The 14557-nt window shown below is 70.8% G+C and carries 14 protein-coding genes; 10 read left to right on the forward strand and 4 right to left on the reverse strand.

Annotated features, from left to right (window positions below):
- The 8 genes from ACILQS_RS11800 to ACILQS_RS11835 form a co-directional block, all read left to right on the forward strand.
- Positions 1 to 492, forward strand: a 492-nt coding sequence (locus ACILQS_RS11800; protein WP_395640324.1) for an ROK family protein, incomplete at its 5' end; no start/stop codon positions are given.
- Positions 489 to 1430, forward strand: a complete 942-nt coding sequence (locus tag ACILQS_RS11805) for a carbohydrate ABC transporter permease (RefSeq protein ID WP_395640325.1) — start codon at positions 489 to 491, stop codon at positions 1428 to 1430. The genes ACILQS_RS11800 and ACILQS_RS11805, both read left to right, overlap by 4 nt.
- A 19-nt stretch (positions 1431 to 1449) precedes the next feature.
- Complete coding sequence (locus ACILQS_RS11810; protein WP_395640326.1) at positions 1450 to 2244, forward strand: carbohydrate ABC transporter permease; 795 nt, start codon at positions 1450 to 1452, stop codon at positions 2242 to 2244.
- A 73-nt stretch (positions 2245 to 2317) separates the two neighbouring features.
- A complete protein-coding gene (locus ACILQS_RS11815; RefSeq protein WP_395640327.1) occupies positions 2318 to 3553 on the forward strand; it encodes an ABC transporter substrate-binding protein in 1236 nt (411 codons plus the stop codon).
- A gap of 109 nt (positions 3554 to 3662) precedes the next feature.
- Entirely contained in the window at positions 3663 to 4784 is a 1122-nt protein-coding gene (locus tag ACILQS_RS11820) for a glycoside hydrolase family 15 protein (RefSeq protein WP_395640328.1), read from the forward strand.
- The gene (locus tag ACILQS_RS11825) at positions 4781 to 6985 is read left to right on the forward strand and encodes a TIM-barrel domain-containing protein (RefSeq protein WP_395640329.1); all 2205 of its coding nucleotides are present in this window, start codon (positions 4781 to 4783) and stop codon (positions 6983 to 6985) included. Before ACILQS_RS11820 ends, ACILQS_RS11825 begins: the two co-directional genes overlap by 4 nt.
- A 16-nt stretch (positions 6986 to 7001) precedes the next feature.
- Positions 7002 to 8204 (forward strand): benzoate/H(+) symporter BenE family transporter, encoded by a 1203-nt coding sequence (locus tag ACILQS_RS11830; RefSeq protein ID WP_395640330.1) that lies wholly within the window; start codon positions 7002 to 7004, stop codon positions 8202 to 8204.
- Positions 8201 to 9517, forward strand: coding sequence for an MFS transporter (locus ACILQS_RS11835; RefSeq protein ID WP_395640331.1), 1317 nt, complete (start codon positions 8201 to 8203; stop codon positions 9515 to 9517). Before ACILQS_RS11830 ends, ACILQS_RS11835 begins: the two co-directional genes overlap by 4 nt.
- Before the next feature lie 10 nt (positions 9518 to 9527).
- On the opposite strand, the gene ACILQS_RS11840 is transcribed toward ACILQS_RS11835, so the two are convergent.
- The gene (locus ACILQS_RS11840) at positions 9528 to 11549 is read right to left on the reverse strand and encodes a M3 family metallopeptidase (protein WP_395640332.1); all 2022 of its coding nucleotides are present in this window, start codon (positions 11547 to 11549) and stop codon (positions 9528 to 9530) included.
- A gap of 71 nt (positions 11550 to 11620) precedes the next feature.
- Between ACILQS_RS11840 and ACILQS_RS11845 the strand changes: the two genes are divergently transcribed.
- Both ACILQS_RS11845 and ACILQS_RS11850 read left to right on the forward strand, forming a co-directional pair.
- A complete protein-coding gene (locus ACILQS_RS11845) occupies positions 11621 to 12256 on the forward strand; it encodes an ArsR/SmtB family transcription factor (protein ID WP_395640333.1) in 636 nt (211 codons plus the stop codon).
- Positions 12253 to 12486 carry a hypothetical protein gene (locus ACILQS_RS11850; protein ID WP_395640334.1) on the forward strand — a complete coding sequence of 78 codons (234 nt, stop codon included), beginning with the start codon at positions 12253 to 12255 and terminating at the stop codon, positions 12484 to 12486. Before ACILQS_RS11845 ends, ACILQS_RS11850 begins: the two co-directional genes overlap by 4 nt.
- Positions 12487 to 12501: 15 nt before the next feature.
- Here ACILQS_RS11850 and ACILQS_RS11855 read toward each other — a convergent pair whose 3' ends face one another.
- The 3 genes from ACILQS_RS11855 to ACILQS_RS11865 form a co-directional block, all read right to left on the reverse strand.
- The gene (locus ACILQS_RS11855) at positions 12502 to 12735 is read right to left on the reverse strand and encodes a hypothetical protein (RefSeq protein ID WP_395640335.1); all 234 of its coding nucleotides are present in this window, start codon (positions 12733 to 12735) and stop codon (positions 12502 to 12504) included.
- A 26-nt stretch (positions 12736 to 12761) separates the two neighbouring features.
- Positions 12762 to 13202 (reverse strand): GNAT family N-acetyltransferase, encoded by a 441-nt coding sequence (locus ACILQS_RS11860; protein WP_395640336.1) that lies wholly within the window; start codon positions 13200 to 13202, stop codon positions 12762 to 12764.
- On the reverse strand, positions 13199 to 14557 hold a 1359-nt coding region (locus tag ACILQS_RS11865), incomplete at its 5' end, for a class I tRNA ligase family protein (protein ID WP_395640337.1). The genes ACILQS_RS11860 and ACILQS_RS11865, both read right to left, overlap by 4 nt.

Below are 14557 nucleotides of genomic sequence, written 5' to 3' on the forward strand. Positions count from 1 at the left end.
GACGGTCCGCTGTGCACCTGCGGCAGCACCGGATGCCTCGAAGCCGTGATCGGCGAGGCCGCGCTGGTGCGCACCGCCCGCGCGCGCGGCCTCATCGGGCCGCGGGCCGGCATCGGCGCGCTGCGGGCCGCGGCCGACGAGGGGGATGCCGGCGCCGCCGCCCTGTTCGGCGAAGCGGGTCATCTGCTCGGACGCACGCTCGCCGGCATCGTGCAGATGCTCGACCCCGAGGTCGTCATCCTGCTCGGCGAGGGTACGGCCGCGTGGCCGCACTGGGCGTTCGGCTTCGAGCCGGCGTTCCGGTCGGCGCTGCTGCCGCTGCGCCGAGGGATCGGCGTCGTCGTCGAGTCGTGGCAGGACGAGGGATGGGCGCAGGGCGCCGCGGCGCTCGTGCTCGCCACCCCGTTCGACGCCGACGGTGTCGCCGGCGACCAGGGGCGCCTCGTGCGCGAGCGTCTCGTCGAGCCGTCCACCCGGGAGGAGACGCGGTGAGCGTCAGCACCCTCCAGACCAGCCTCGTCGACCGGAAGGATGTCGCGCCGCCGCGCCCGGTCCGCCGGGGACGTCTCCGCTACGCCCTCGTCGTGCTCGCCTTCCTGCTGCCGAGCGCGATCCCGCTCACGCTCTTCGTGCTCGGCCCCATGGTCGCCGCCGCCTGGGTGAGCCTCACCGAGTGGAACCTCATCCGGCCGCCCGAGTTCATCGGCTTCGCCAACTACGCGAACCTGCTGTCCGACCCCGAGACCGGGCAGATCTTCCTGCACACGCTGTTCTACATCCTCGGCTACCTGCCGCTCGTCTACGTCGGCGGGCTCGCCCTCGCCCTCGCGCTCAACAGCCGGCTCCAGGGCCGCGCCTTCTGGCGCGGCGTCTACTTCCTGCCCGTCGTGACGTCGTGGATCGTCGTGGCGTTGATCTGGCGCTGGCTGCTCAACCCGAGCACCGGCGTCGTGAACACCGCTCTCGCGTGGTTCGGTATCGACGGCCCCGGCTGGTGGACCGACCCGCTCTGGGCGATGCCGTCGATCATCCTCGCCTCGGCGTGGAAAGACCTCGGCTTCGTCATGGTGATCCTGCTCGCCGGCCTGCAGGCGATCAACCCCGAGCTCGAGGATGCCGCCCGCGTCGACGGTGCCGGCTGGTGGCGGCGGCTGATCAGTGTCACCCTGCCGCTGCTCAGCCCGAGCACGTTCTTCGTGCTCGTGATCTCCCTCATCAACGGCTTCCAGGTCTTCGACCAGGTGTACGCGATGACCGGCGGCGGTCCTGCGGGCTCCTCGCAGGTCGTCGTGCAGCAGATCTACGACCTGACGTTCCGCTACGGGGCGGCGGGAGAGGCATCCGCGCTGTCCTGGATGCTGTTCATCGTCGTGCTCGGCGTGACCGTCGTGCAGATCATCGGCCAGCGTCGGTGGGTGACGTATGGGTAGGCGCGCGGGACTCGGGAACGTGCTGCTGCACGTCGTCATCATCGCCGGGGCGATCGCGATGTTCTTCCCGTTCCTCTGGACGATCGTCACGTCGATCACGCCCGGGGCCGGGCTCACGCTCACTCCGTCGCTGATCCCGAGCGACCCGTCGTTCGACGCCTACGTCCGGCTGTTCGAGGAGCGGCCGTTCCTGCGGATCATGCTCAACAGCCTCGGGCTCGCGCTCGTCACGACCGTCGTGCAGCTATTCACCAGTTCGACGGCGGCCTACGCCTTCAGCCGGTTGCCGTTCCGCGGTCGGGGTGCGGTCTTCGCGGTCTACCTGGCGACGATGATGATCCCGCTGCAGGTGCTCATCGTGCCGCTGTTCGTGGAGCTGAAGACGTTCGGACTGCTGAACACCTACCTCGGTGCCCTGCTGCCGACGTTCGCGAGCGCCTTCGGCATCTTCTTGCTGCGGCAGGCCGTCAACCAGGTGCCGCGCGAACTCGACGAGGCCGCGACGCTCGACGGGGCGGGCCACTTCCGCATCTTCGCGTTCATCGTGCTGCCCAACATCCGTCCGGCTCTCGCGACGCTGTCGGTGTTCGCGTTCATGGGCAGCTGGAACTCGTTCCTCTGGCCGCTCGTCGTGCTGCGCAAGCCGGAACTGCAGACCCTCCCGGTCGCGCTCGCCGGCCTTCAGGGGCAGTACACGACGGCGTGGGACATCGTCATGGCCGGCTCCGTCGTGAGCATCCTGCCGATGCTCGCGCTCTACATCTTCGCCCAGCGATACGTCGTCCAGGGCGTCGCCAGCTCCGGGATCAAATGACCCCGGCGGCCCACACCACGCATCACCATCACCACCTGCACCACCATCCGAAATCGAAGGAGATCTCGCAGTCATGAACCGCAACCTGCTCACCGCCGCCGGTGTGGCCGCACTCACGGGGCTCGTCCTCGCGGGCTGCACCACCCCGGACGACGGCCCGGTGACGATCACGTACACCAACTTCATCTCGAACGGCGGCAACGAGGAGAACCTCCAGACCATCGTCGACGCGTTCGAGGAGGAGAACCCCGACATCACCGTCGAGGTCACGACCCTGCCCTACGGCGACTACGGCACCGCTCTGCAGACCGACCTCGCGGCCGGCACCGTGAGCGACGTGTTCGACATCGAGTACGCGAACTACCGGCAGTTCCAGGCCGACGGCGTGCTGGCCGAGGTTGCCGTCGCCGCTCCGGATGCCTACCGCTCGTCGTTGCTCGAGGCGTACCAGACCGACGGCGCCCAGTACGCGCTGCCGAGCTCGTTCTCCGACGTCGTGCTCTACTACAACGCCGACCTGTTCGACGCGGCCGGGCTCGACTACCCGACCGCCGACTGGACCTGGGAGGACGAGCAGGCTGCGGCCGAGGCGCTCACCGACCAGGCGGCCGGCGTCTGGGGCGACCACCAGCCGGTGAGCTTCTACGAGTACTACAAGGCGCTCGCGCAGAACGGCGGCGAGTTCCTGAACGAGGACGGCACCGCCGTGGCGTTCAACACGCCCGAAGGCATCGAGGCCGCCGAATGGCTGGTCGGCAAGAGCGGCACCGTGATGCCGACGATCGAGCAGGGCCAGGGCACCGCCGACTTCGACACCAACCTGTTCAAGGACGGCAAGCTCGGGATGCTGCACAGCGGCATCTGGGTGTTCGGCGCCTTCGCCGACGTGCCCTTCACCTGGGACATCGCGGTCGAGCCGGGCAACACCACGCAGGCGAGCGCCGTGTTCTCCAACGCGGTCGGCGTCAGCGCGGCGTCGGAGCACCCGGAGGAGGCGGCGAAGTGGGCCGAGTTCCTCACCTCGTCGTCGACGATGGTCGACGTGCGCCTCGACGCCGGCTGGGAGCTCCCGCCCATCTCCGACGAGGCGAAGCTCGCGACCTACCTCGACAAGGGCGCCCCGGCCAACCGCCAGGCGGTCTTCGACTCGCTCGACGCGATCGCGCTGCCGCCGGTCGTCGCCGAGGGCCAGACCGAGATGCAGGACATCCTCACGGAGGAGCTGATCGAGGCGCAGGCCGGTCGTAAGACCGTCGAGGACGCCCTCGCCAGCGCCGAGGAGCGCATCAACGCGGTGATCGGCGGCTAGCCGATCCCCCTCGACCGGGACCGGCGGCCACCCCGCCGGTCCCGGTCACCCCGGCTCACCCGAGCCGACCGCCGACCTCCATCCGTACGCCACCCACCGGAGCACACCCATGTCGTCCCAGCCCCCGATGCTCGCCGCCGATCTCGCCGAGATCGCCGAGCGCGGCCGCGCCCTGATCCTCTCGCTGCAGGATGCCGGCGGCGCCTACCCGGCGAGCCCGACGTTCTCGGCCTACCGCGGGTACTCCTGGCTGCGTGACGGATCGTTCATCGCCGACGCGATGTCGTCCGCGGGTGAGGTGGCCTCCGCCTCCGCCTTCTTCGACTGGTGCGCGCGCACCCTCGTCGCCCGGGCTCCCGAGATCCATCGCATCGTCGCGGCGGCGCGGGCCGGGGCTCCCGTGCCCGACGGCGAGATGCTGCCGACCCGCTTCACCTTCGACGGCGGATCCGGCGACGCGGACTGGTGGGACTTCCAGCTCGATGGCTACGGCCTCTGGCTGTGGGCCGCGCTCACGCACGCCGAACGCCACTCCCTCGACGTCGGGCCGTGGCGGCGGGCGATCGAGCTGACGGTCGACTACCTCGCGTCCTCCTGGGACCGCCCCTGCTACGACTGGTGGGAGGAGCACATCGAGGAGGTGCACGTGTCGACCGTCGGCAGCGTCGAAGCCGGCCTCCGGGCGGCCGCCGCCTCGACCGCGCTCGACGACGACCGTCGCGCCCTCGCCGCCGACACCGCAGCCGCGGCCGCCCGCCTCGTGCGCGAACGCGGCACCGCCGACGGCCACCTCGTGAAGTGGCTCGGCTCGACGGCCGTCGACGCCTCGCTCGCCGCGCTCATCGCTCCGCTCGGCGTCGTCGCCGGCGACTCGGCCACCGGCCGGGCCACCCTCGCCGAACTCGAGCGCCAACTGGTCGTCGACGGCGGCACGCACCGCTTCGCGACCGACACCTACTACGGCGGCGGCCAGTGGCCGCTCCTCAGCTGCTTCGTCGGGCTCGCGCACGTCAGCGCCGGGAATACCGCGCGCGCCCGTGAGCTGCTCGACTGGGCCGCCGGCACGGAGCGGGCGTCGGGCTCGATGCCCGAGCAGGTCGCCGACCACCTGATCGACCCGTCCTACGTCGACGAGTGGGTCGAACGCTGGGGCGACTCGGCCGATCCGCTGCTCTGGTCGTACGCGATGTTCCTGCGCCTCGGCGTCGAGCTCGGGGTGGTGACGCGGTGATCCGGCATCGTCCGTTCGGCTCCGGGCATCCCTACTCGGTCGACACCGAGCAGCGTTCGCCCGTCGATCCGGTGGCGGGGGAGCCCCTCGTGCTCGGCGTGCGGGGGTCGGCGTCGGTGACGGCCGTCCAGCTCGAGTGGGAACGCGACGGGGTCGCGCAACCGCCCGTCGACCTGGCGCGCGCGGCGACCACCTCGCGCGGCCAGATCGTCGACGGCGGGCACCTCGCCTCGGCGCAGGCCCGCCTCGCCCGCGCGGCCGGAGGCTGGCGCACCGAGCTCGGCGGTCTGCGGCGCGGCGAAGCGCTCCGCTACCGGTTCGTCGCCCCGCGCGAGGGCACGCGGTGGTTCGAAACCTCGGTGAACGGCTGGACCGACGGCGCCCCGGGAGTGACGTCGATCGGCCGAGATCGTGTCGTCGCGAGTTCGGGGCGCGAGCTCGGCGATGGCGCGACCGTGCGTCGGGTGCGATTCGCCCTGCCGCTCGCGCCGGGGGAGCGCGTCGCCGGTTTCGGCGAACGCTACGACCGCCTCGACCAGCGCGGCACGAGTCTCGACTCGGTGGTCTTCGAGCAGTACAAGAACCAGGGCGCCGAACGGAAGACCTACCTGCCGATGCCGTTCGCGCACGTCGTCGGCGGCGACGGGTGGGGCTTCCACCTGCGCACGTCGCGCCGGGTCTGGTTCGATGTCGGCGACGGCGACGCGGGGATGCTCTGGATCGAGGCCGAGACCGGAGCGGACGGCGCCCTCGAGATCGAGTTCTTCGACGGGTCGCCCCGCGAGGTGCTCGCCGCGTTCGTCGACCGCACCGGCCGTGCCGAAGAGCTCCCCGCGTGGGTGTTCCGGCTGTGGGCGAGCGGCAACGAGTGGAACACGCAGGCCGAGGTGATGCGTCAAGCCGACGCCCACCGCGACCACGGCATCCCGGTCGGCTCGATCGTCATCGAGGCCTGGAGCGACGAGTCGACGTTCACGACCTGGCGCGACGCCGTCTCGACGGTGCGCGACGGGGCCGAGCCGAAACGGCTCGCCGACTTCGCCTTCCCGGCGGAGGGCGCCTGGCCCGACCCGAAGGGGATGGTCGACGACCTGCACGCCCGCGACGTGCGGGTGCACCTGTGGCAGATCCCGCTGCTCAAGATGCGGCCGCACCCGACCGGGCAGCTCGCCGAGGATGCCGCCGCCGCGATCCGCGACGACGTGCTGATCCGCGAGCCCGCGCCCGACGGCCGACCCCGTCCCTACCGCAACCGCGGATGGTGGTTCCCGCTCGGCCTCATGCCCGATCTGACCGACGACCGTGCCGCCCGCTGGTGGACCGAGAAGCGGCGCTACCTCGTCGACGAGGTCGGGATCGACGGGTTCAAGACCGACGGCGGCGAGCACGCCTGGGGTCGCGAACTGCTCTACCTCGACGGCCGCCACGGCGACGAGAAGAACAACACCTTCCCCGTGCACTACGCGAAGGCCTACGGCGATCTGCTGCGCCGGTCCGGTAAGGCGCCGGTCACGTTCAGCCGCGCCGGCTACACCGGCAGCGGCGCGCACGGCGCGTTCTGGGCGGGCGACGAGAACTCCACCTGGGAGGCGTTCCGCTGGTCGCTGTTCGCCGGCCTCAACGCCGCGGCTTCGGGGATCGTCTACTGGGGCTGGGATCTCGCGGGCTTCAGCGGCGACATCCCGGATGCCGAGCTGTACCTGCGCTCCGCGGCGGCCGCGGCCTTCGTGCCGATCATGCAGTACCACTCGGAGTTCAATCACCACCGCACCCCGTCGCGCGACCGCACCCCGTGGAACATCGCCGAGCGCACCGGGGACGACCGCGTCATCCCGGTGTTCCGTGCGTTCACCGAGTTGCGGGAGCGGCTCGTGCCGTACCTCGCCGAGGAGGCCGCCCGCGCGGTCGCGACCGGCGAGCCGCTGATGCGTCCGCTGTTCTTCGACGCCCCCGCCGACGACCGGGTGTGGGACTATCCGCTGCAGTGGATGCTCGGCGACGCGCTGCTCGTGGCCCCGGTCACGACACCCGGTGCCGCGACCGCGACGGCCTACCTGCCGCCCGGCTCCTGGCGCGACGCGTTCACCGGCGAGCGGCTCGACGGCGGACGGGTGGTCGATCGGCCGACGCCGATCGACGAGCTGCCGGTCTGGGTGCGGGCCGACGCGTGGGAGAGGCTGCGTGGGCTCTTCGCGCGCTGAGTTCTAGGCTGAAGGGATGCGCCCCGCCGGACTCGCCCAGCCGATCTTCGCGGGCGTGGTCGCCGGCCTGACCGGGTTCGCGAGCGGGTTCGTCCTGCTCATCAGCGCGCTGCATGCCGTCGGGGCGACCGACGATCAGGCGGCGTCGGGACTCCTCGTGCTCTGCGTGGTCCCCGGCGTGCTGACGATCTTCTTCAGCTGGAAGTACCGCATCCCGATCTCGCTCGTCTGGTCGACGCCGGGAGCCGCGGTCGTGCTCGCCTGGCAGGGCGGAGCCGACTACCGCAGCGCGATCAGCGCCTTCATCCTCTGCGGCGTGCTGATCGTGATCACCGGCCTGTGGCCCTGGCTCGCCCGGGCGGTGACCCGCATTCCGAAGCCGATCGCGAGCGCGATGCTCGCGGGCATCCTCTTCCCGATCTGCCTCGCGCCGGTGACCGCGATGGTGGAGGTGCCGCTGCTGGCCCTGCCGATCGTGCTGGTCTGGCTCATCCTCGCGCGTCTCGCTCCTCGCTGGGCGGTGCCCGGGGCCGTGGTCGTGACGGTGATCGTCGTCGCGGTCTCGACCTCGGGGGTCGACCTCAGCACCTCGCAACTGCTGCCGGTGCTCGCGCCGGTGCTTCCGGGCCTCGATCTCGCCGTCGTCTTCGGGCTCGGCATCCCGATCTACCTCGTCACGATGGCCGGCCAGAACGTCACCGGTCTCGCGGTGCTGCGCACCTTCGGGTTCGAGCACCCGCCGACCCGCGCGATCTTCGTCGCCACCGGAGCCGGCAACGTCGTCGCGGCGCCGTTCGGCGGGGTCGCCCTCAACCTCGCCGCGATGACCGCCGCGATGGCCGCCGGGCCGGAGGCGCATCCCGATCGCGACAAGCGGTGGGTGGCCGGGGTCTCGGCGGGGGCGACGCTCGCGGTGCTCGGCGTGCTGTCGGGCGTGGCGACGACCGTGGTCGCGGCGAGCCCGCCGATCCTCATCACGGCCGTCGCCGGGCTCGCGCTGTTCGGGGCGTTCGGCTCGGCGATCACGGCCGCGCTGGAGGAACCCGCGCACCGCATCGTCGCCGTCATCACCTTCCTCGTCGCCGTCAGCGGCCCGATCCTCGGTTGGTCGATCGCCGGCATCGGATCCGCGTTCTGGGCGTTGCTCGTCGGCGGGATCGTCATGCTCTGGTTCCTCCCGTGGCGACGTCGCACGTCGCCCGTAGGTTCGCAGAAGTGAGCACCGAACCCCCGTTCGCCGACCCCGAAGCCGAAGAAGGCGAGAGTGCGGCCGCTCAGGCGCGAGCCGGCCTCCGCGTGCGGCTCGGGGCGCTGTTCGGGCGCGACGACCCCGTTCTCGGAGTGCTCGTCGCCTCCACCCTGGTCGCCACCCTCGGGCGCGGCTTGTCGATGTCGCTCACGGTTCTCTACCTCGCGATCGTCGCCGAGCTGACGCCCGGTGAGATCGCGATCGCCTCGACCATCGCGGCGATCGGCGGCATCTGCGCGTCGTACGCGGGCGGGTGGCTCGCCGACCGGGTGAGCGCGCGGCGCCTGATGGTCGTGCTGGTGATCGTGGATGCCTTCGCCCTCTGCGCCTACGTGTTCGTCGGCGATCTCGTGCTCGCCATCGTGGTGGGGCTCATCGTCTTCACCGCCGGCTCCGGCGCGCACACGGCGCAGGCGGCCATCATCGCGCGCGCGTTCGCGGGACCGACCCGCATCCACGCCCGCGCGGTCCTGCGCACCGTCACGAACATCGGCATCGCGATCGGCTCCGGCGGCGCCGCCGTCGTGCTCGTGCTCGACACGCCGGAGGCGTACCGCACCGCCTTCGTCGTGGCGGGCGTGCTCTCGCTCGGCAGCGCCTTCGTGCTGGCGCGACTCCCGGCGCGGGTCGATGCCGGCTACGGTCGCTCGGCCGAGGCCGAGTCGCTCGCCCCGGTGCGCGGCCGCAACCCGTGGCGCGATCCTCGCTACCTCGCGTTCGCGGGGCTGTCGGCCATCTTCGGCATCCAGTTCACGGTGCTCGACTACGGGGTGCCGTTGTGGATCGAGCACGAGACCGAGGCGCCCCGCGTCATGGTGTCGGTGCTGTTCATCCTCAACACGGTCATCGTCACGGCGTTCACGGTGATGCTCTCGCGCGGCACCGAGAATCCGCGCAAGGCGGGACGGGTGTTCGGCATCGCCGGGGTGCTCATGGGCGGCGCCTGCGCGGTCTACGGATTGGCGGCGGGCGCTCCGCTGTGGGTCGCGATCGTCGCGCTGCTGATCGGTGGCGTGGCGCACGCGTTCGCCGAAGTGCTCAGCCAAGGGGCGGGCTGGGGTCTCGCTTTCGAGTTGGCCGACCCGGCGTCGGCCGGGGCGTACCAGGGTCTCGTCGGCATGGGCTTCGGCGTGCTGAGCGCCGTCGGACCGCCGCTGCTCGCGATCACGGTCCTCTCGCTCGGGCTCGTCGGCTGGATCATCCTGGGTGCGATGTTCCTGCTGTCGGCACTCGGGGTGCTCCTCATCGGGCGCCTCGCCGCCCGCACCTGGTCGCCCGCCTAGTGTCGCCCGCCTAGTTCAGCCCGCGCCGGGCGAGCAACGGTTCGATCACCGCGTCGCGCCCGCGGAACTCGCGGTAGGCCTCCAGCGGATCCTTCGACCCGCCGACGCCGAGCAGCAGCTCGCGGAACCGGTTGCCGTTCGACCGGGTGAGCCCGCCGTTCTGCGTGAACCATTCGACGGTGTCGGCATCCAGCACCTCGCTCCAGATGTAGGAGTAGTACCCGGCGTCGTAGCCGCCCGCGAAGGTGTGCGCGAAGTAGGCGCTCGAGTAGCGCGTCGGCACGGCGGGGTTGTCGAGTCCGACCTTCGCCAGTGCGGCGGCTTCGAACGCGGCGACGTCGGTGATGGCTGCCGCCTCGTCGGCGGTGAGGGTGTGCCAGGCCTGGTCGAGCAGCGCGGCCGCCAGATACTCGCTCGTGGCGTGCCCCTCGTTGAAGGTCTCCGAGGCCCGGATGCGCTCGACGACGCCGGCGTCGATCGGGTCGCCCGTCTCGTAGTGGATCGCGTAGGCGTCGAGCACCTCGGGCCAGAGCATCCACATCTCGTTCACCTGGCTGGGGAACTCCACGAAGTCGCGGAACACGTTCGTGCCGGCCAGCTTCGGGTAGGTGACCCGGGCGAATAGTCCGTGCAGGGCGTGCCCGAACTCGTGGAAGAACGTGCTGACCTCGTCGAAGGTGAGCAGGGTCGGTTCGCCCGCCGCAGGCTTCGGCACGTTGAGGTTGTTGACGACGATGGCCGGATGCTCGAGCAGCGAGTTCTGGGTGATGAGGGAGTTCATCCACGCGCCGCCGCGCTTCGAGTCACGCGTGTACAGGTCGAGCAGGTAGAGGCCGACGGAGGTGCCGTCGCCGTCGACGACCTCGAAGACGCGCACGTCGGGGTGGTAGGCGACGAGGTCGGTGCGCTCGGTGAAGGTGATGCCGTAGAGCGCGTGCGCGGCACCGAAGACGCCGAGCTTCAGCACCCGCTCCGCCTCGAACCAGGGCCGCAGCGCCGCCGTGTCGACGTCGTACTTCTGCTGGCGCACCTTCTCGGTGTAGTACGACCAGTCGGCCGCGGTGACCGCGCGACCGGCGAGCTGCTCGAGGTCGGCCTGTTCGGCGCGGGCGTTGCGCGCCGCGGCGGGGGCGAGCTTGCCGAGCATGGCGGCCACGGCATCCGGGGTTCCGGCGGTCTCGTCCTGGGTGACATACGCGGCGTGGTTCGCGAAGCCGAGCAGTTCGGCGCGCTCCGCCCGCAGTCGCACGATCTCGAGCAGAACCCCGGTGTTGTCGAACTCTCCGCCCCGCGAACCACGGGCGCGGGAGGCCGCCATGATCTTCTCGCGCACCTCGGGCTTCGTGAGCTGGGCGAGGAAGGGATGACCGGTCGGCAGCACGAGCGTCACCAGGAACCCGTCGAGCCCGCGAGCGGCGGCGGCCTCCGCGGCGGCCGAGATCTCGCCGCCCTCGAGCCCGTCGAGGTCGGCGACGTCGGTGAGGTGCACGGCGAGGTCGTTGGTGTCGGCGAGGAGGTTCTTCTCGAACTTCGTCGTCAAGGTGGCGAGCTGCTGGTTGAGCTCCTTGAGCCGGTCTTTCTGCGTCTCGTCGAGCCCGGCGCCGGCGAGGGTCATCTCGAGGTACCAGCGTTCGACGAGGTAGCGGTCTTCGGCGGTGAGGTTCTCGCCCGGGTTCTCGTAGACCGTCTTCACCCGCGCGTACAGGAACGGGTCGAGCAGGATGGCGTCTTCGTGCGCCGCGAGCCGCGGGGCGATGCGCTCCTCGAGTTCGTTCGTGAACTCGGTCGAATCGGCCGAGGACTTGTTGAAGAACACCCGGCTGACGCGGGCGAGGGTCTGCCCGCTCGATTCCAGAGCCGGGAAGGTGTTCTCGAACATCGGCACGTCGCGCCGACGGGTGATCGCCGAGATCTCGGCGAGCTGCTCCGCCATCCCCGTCTCGAACGCCTCCTCGTAGTGCGCGTCCGCGATGTCGGCGAACGGCGGCAACTGGGAGGGGAGGGTGCTCGGGGCGAAGAAGGGGTTGCTCATGCCACCAGCCTAGGGTTCGAGATTGCAAAGAACGTGTTGCAAAGAAACATTTGCAGAGATATCTTTGCGGCATGGCCGACACCCCGGATGCGCGACCGAGCATCGATCTCACCGCCCTCAAGGGCCTCGCGCATCCGCTGCGCGTGCAACTGCTCGACGAGCTCTCGGCCTACGGCCCCTCCACCGCGAGCGCCCTCGCCGAGCGCCTGGGGGAGTCCAGCGGCGCCACCAGCTACCACCTCCGTCAGCTCGAGAAGCACGGCTTCGTGCAGGAGGACGCTTCACGCGGCGTCGGCCGCGAACGCTGGTGGGAGCGCGTGCCGCAGCCGATCAACCTCGAGATCGAGCGCGACGCCGATCCCGTGCAGCGCGCCGCGAGCGAACTCGTCGTCGGGGAGTGGCAGCGCAGCCGCGAGCGGCGGCTCCACGAGTTCCTCGCGCACGGCGTCGAGGACCTGAGCGACGACTGGATCAAGGCCTCGACGGTGTCCACCGCGAACCTGCCGCTCACCAAGGAGCAGTCCGGCGCCCTCGTCACGGAGCTCACCGCCGTCTTCGACCGCTACCACGCGCTCTACCGGGGCCAGGTCGCCGAAGGGGCGCGACCCTTCCAGATCCACCTCGACGTCTTCCCGCTCCTCGACGGTGTCGTGCAGGTCGCCGACGTCCGGGATGTCGGTGGTTCCGGGAAGAGTAACGGCAGATGAGCGGGGTGATCGGCATGACGACGTACGACGCAGGCAACGAGAACCGCGCGATCCACGGGCTGCCGGCGGTGGCCCTCCGGGTGGGTGTGGCGCTCGAGAACTGGGCTCACGCCGCGGCCCGGCGTGAGGCGGCCCGGCGTGAGGCGAGCCGGCGGGTCCGGGTGGCGCGAGTGATCGACGCGAGCGTCCGCGTCGAACACGACCTGCGGATGCCGCTGCGGCTCTTCTGAGCCGCGGCCCGGCCGTCAGTCGGTCGGTTCCTCGACAGTTACGGCGCCGCTGAGCGGGTCGTACCGGAGCGTCGTTCCGTCATCCAATTCCACGACGGGTCGGCCTTCGAGCCAGGTGAGCGTCCAGCGCCACCCGGTGGTGTCGACTCCGGCGAGTTCGATCTCGACCGTGGCGATCGCGGCGACGACGGAATCGGGGAGCCGTGACGGCGGCTCCGCGCCGATCTCCCACCGGGTGCCGAGTTGCATGCCCCCACGCTAGCTCCCGCCGAGGCCTACCCGCCGAGCTCGACCTCGTAGGTGACCCAGGTGGTGCGGGTCGCCAGCTTGTCGTAGACCCGCTGCGCGGTCGCGTTGGACTCGGCGGTCACCCAGCGCAGCGTGCCGCCACCCTCCCAGGTCGCGATCTTCACGAGGTGCTCGAGGATCGCGGTGCCGATGCCGCTCGCGCGCACCGACGGGTCGACGAAGAGGTCCTCGAGGTACCAGTCCTCGCCGACCGAGAACGTGGCGACGTGGGTGCGCACGTGCGCGAACCCGACGACGACGCCCCCCTCTTCCGCCACGAACCCGCGAAGCGCCCCGCCGAGCAGCGCCGACCAGACGTGGTCGAGCACGTCGTCGGCGAGGTCGGTCTCGTAGAAGGCGCCGTACGCGTGGAACAGCGCGCGCCAGGCATCCCGATCACCGGGTGCCAGGTCGCGCACGATCGTCACGCCGGCTCCTCCACGAGCACGATGTCGCTGACGGCGATCTCGTCGGCCTCGACCAGAGTCAGTTCGGCGATCTTGCCGACCGCCTTGAGGTCGTCGGCGGCCTCGGCGAGGAACGCCGGCCCGGCGAGCACCGCCGAGGTGACCTCGGTCTTCTGCGACGCCTGCGCCTCGGTCTTCGCCCGGCGGATGCCGATGAGCGCGGCGCTCACAGCAGGCAGCAGGCCGCGCGGAGCCTCCGCCTCGAGGGTCGGCCACGCCGCGGTGTGCACCGAGCCGTCGTGCGTCCACGACCACACCTCTTCGGTCGCGAACGGGATCACCGGGGCGAGCAGCCGCAGCAGGATGTCGATCGCCTGAGTCAGCGCCGCGACCGCGCTGCCGTCGCCCGCGTACGCGCGCTCCTTCACGAGTTCGAGGTAGTCGTCGCAGAAGGTCCAGAAGAACTGCTCGGTCACCTCGAGCGCCCGGGCGTGGTCGTAGTCCTCGTAGGCTTTCGTCGCGATGCGCACCACCTCGGCGAGTTCGGCGAGCATGTCGAGGTCGAGAGGGTTCGTGACCTGGTCTCGATACACCGCCTCCGGCGGCACTCGACCCGCGTCGGCTGCGGGGAAGGAGTAGACGAACTTCGCGGCGTTCAGCACCTTGATCGCGAGGCGGCGGCCGATCTTGATCTGCTTCGGGTTCTGCGGATCGAAGGACGCGTCCGTGCCGAGCCGCTGCGACGCCGCCCAGTAGCGAACGGCATCCGAGCCGTGCTCCTCGAGGATCGCGGCCGGGGTGACGACGTTGCCCTTCGACTTCGACATCTTCTTGCGGTCGGGGTCGACGACGAAGCCCGAGATGCCGGCGTTCGCCCACGGGATGCCGCCGTGCTCGAGCTGCGCGCGCAGCACGGTCGCGAACAGCCAGGTGCGGATGATGTCCTGCCCCTGCGAGCGCAGCGAGTAGGGGAACACCAGGTTGAACAGCTCGGGGTCGGTCTCCCAGCCGCCGGCGATCTGCGGGGTGAGGGAGGACGTCGCCCAGGTGTCCATGATGTCGAGGTCGCCTTCGAAGCGGATGCCGCGGTCGGCTTCCGTGAACCCGGGCGGCACATCCGACGAGGGGTCGACGGGCAGCGCGTCCTCGCTCGGCACGATCACGCGACCGCGCACGCCGTCGGCATCCAGTTCGTACCAGACCGGGATCGGCACCCCGAAGAAGCGCTGCCGCGAGATCAGCCAGTCGCCGGTGAGGCCGCCGACCCAGTTCTCGTAGCGCACCCGCATGAAGTCGGGGTGGAAGGCGATCTGCTTCCCGGCGTCCAGGAGGGCGTCCTTGAGCTTGTCGTCGCGGGCGCCGTTGGTGATGTACCA

The organism is Pseudolysinimonas sp. (genome assembly GCF_044239695.1).
GTDB lineage: Bacteria > Actinomycetota > Actinomycetes > Actinomycetales > Microbacteriaceae > Pseudolysinimonas_A.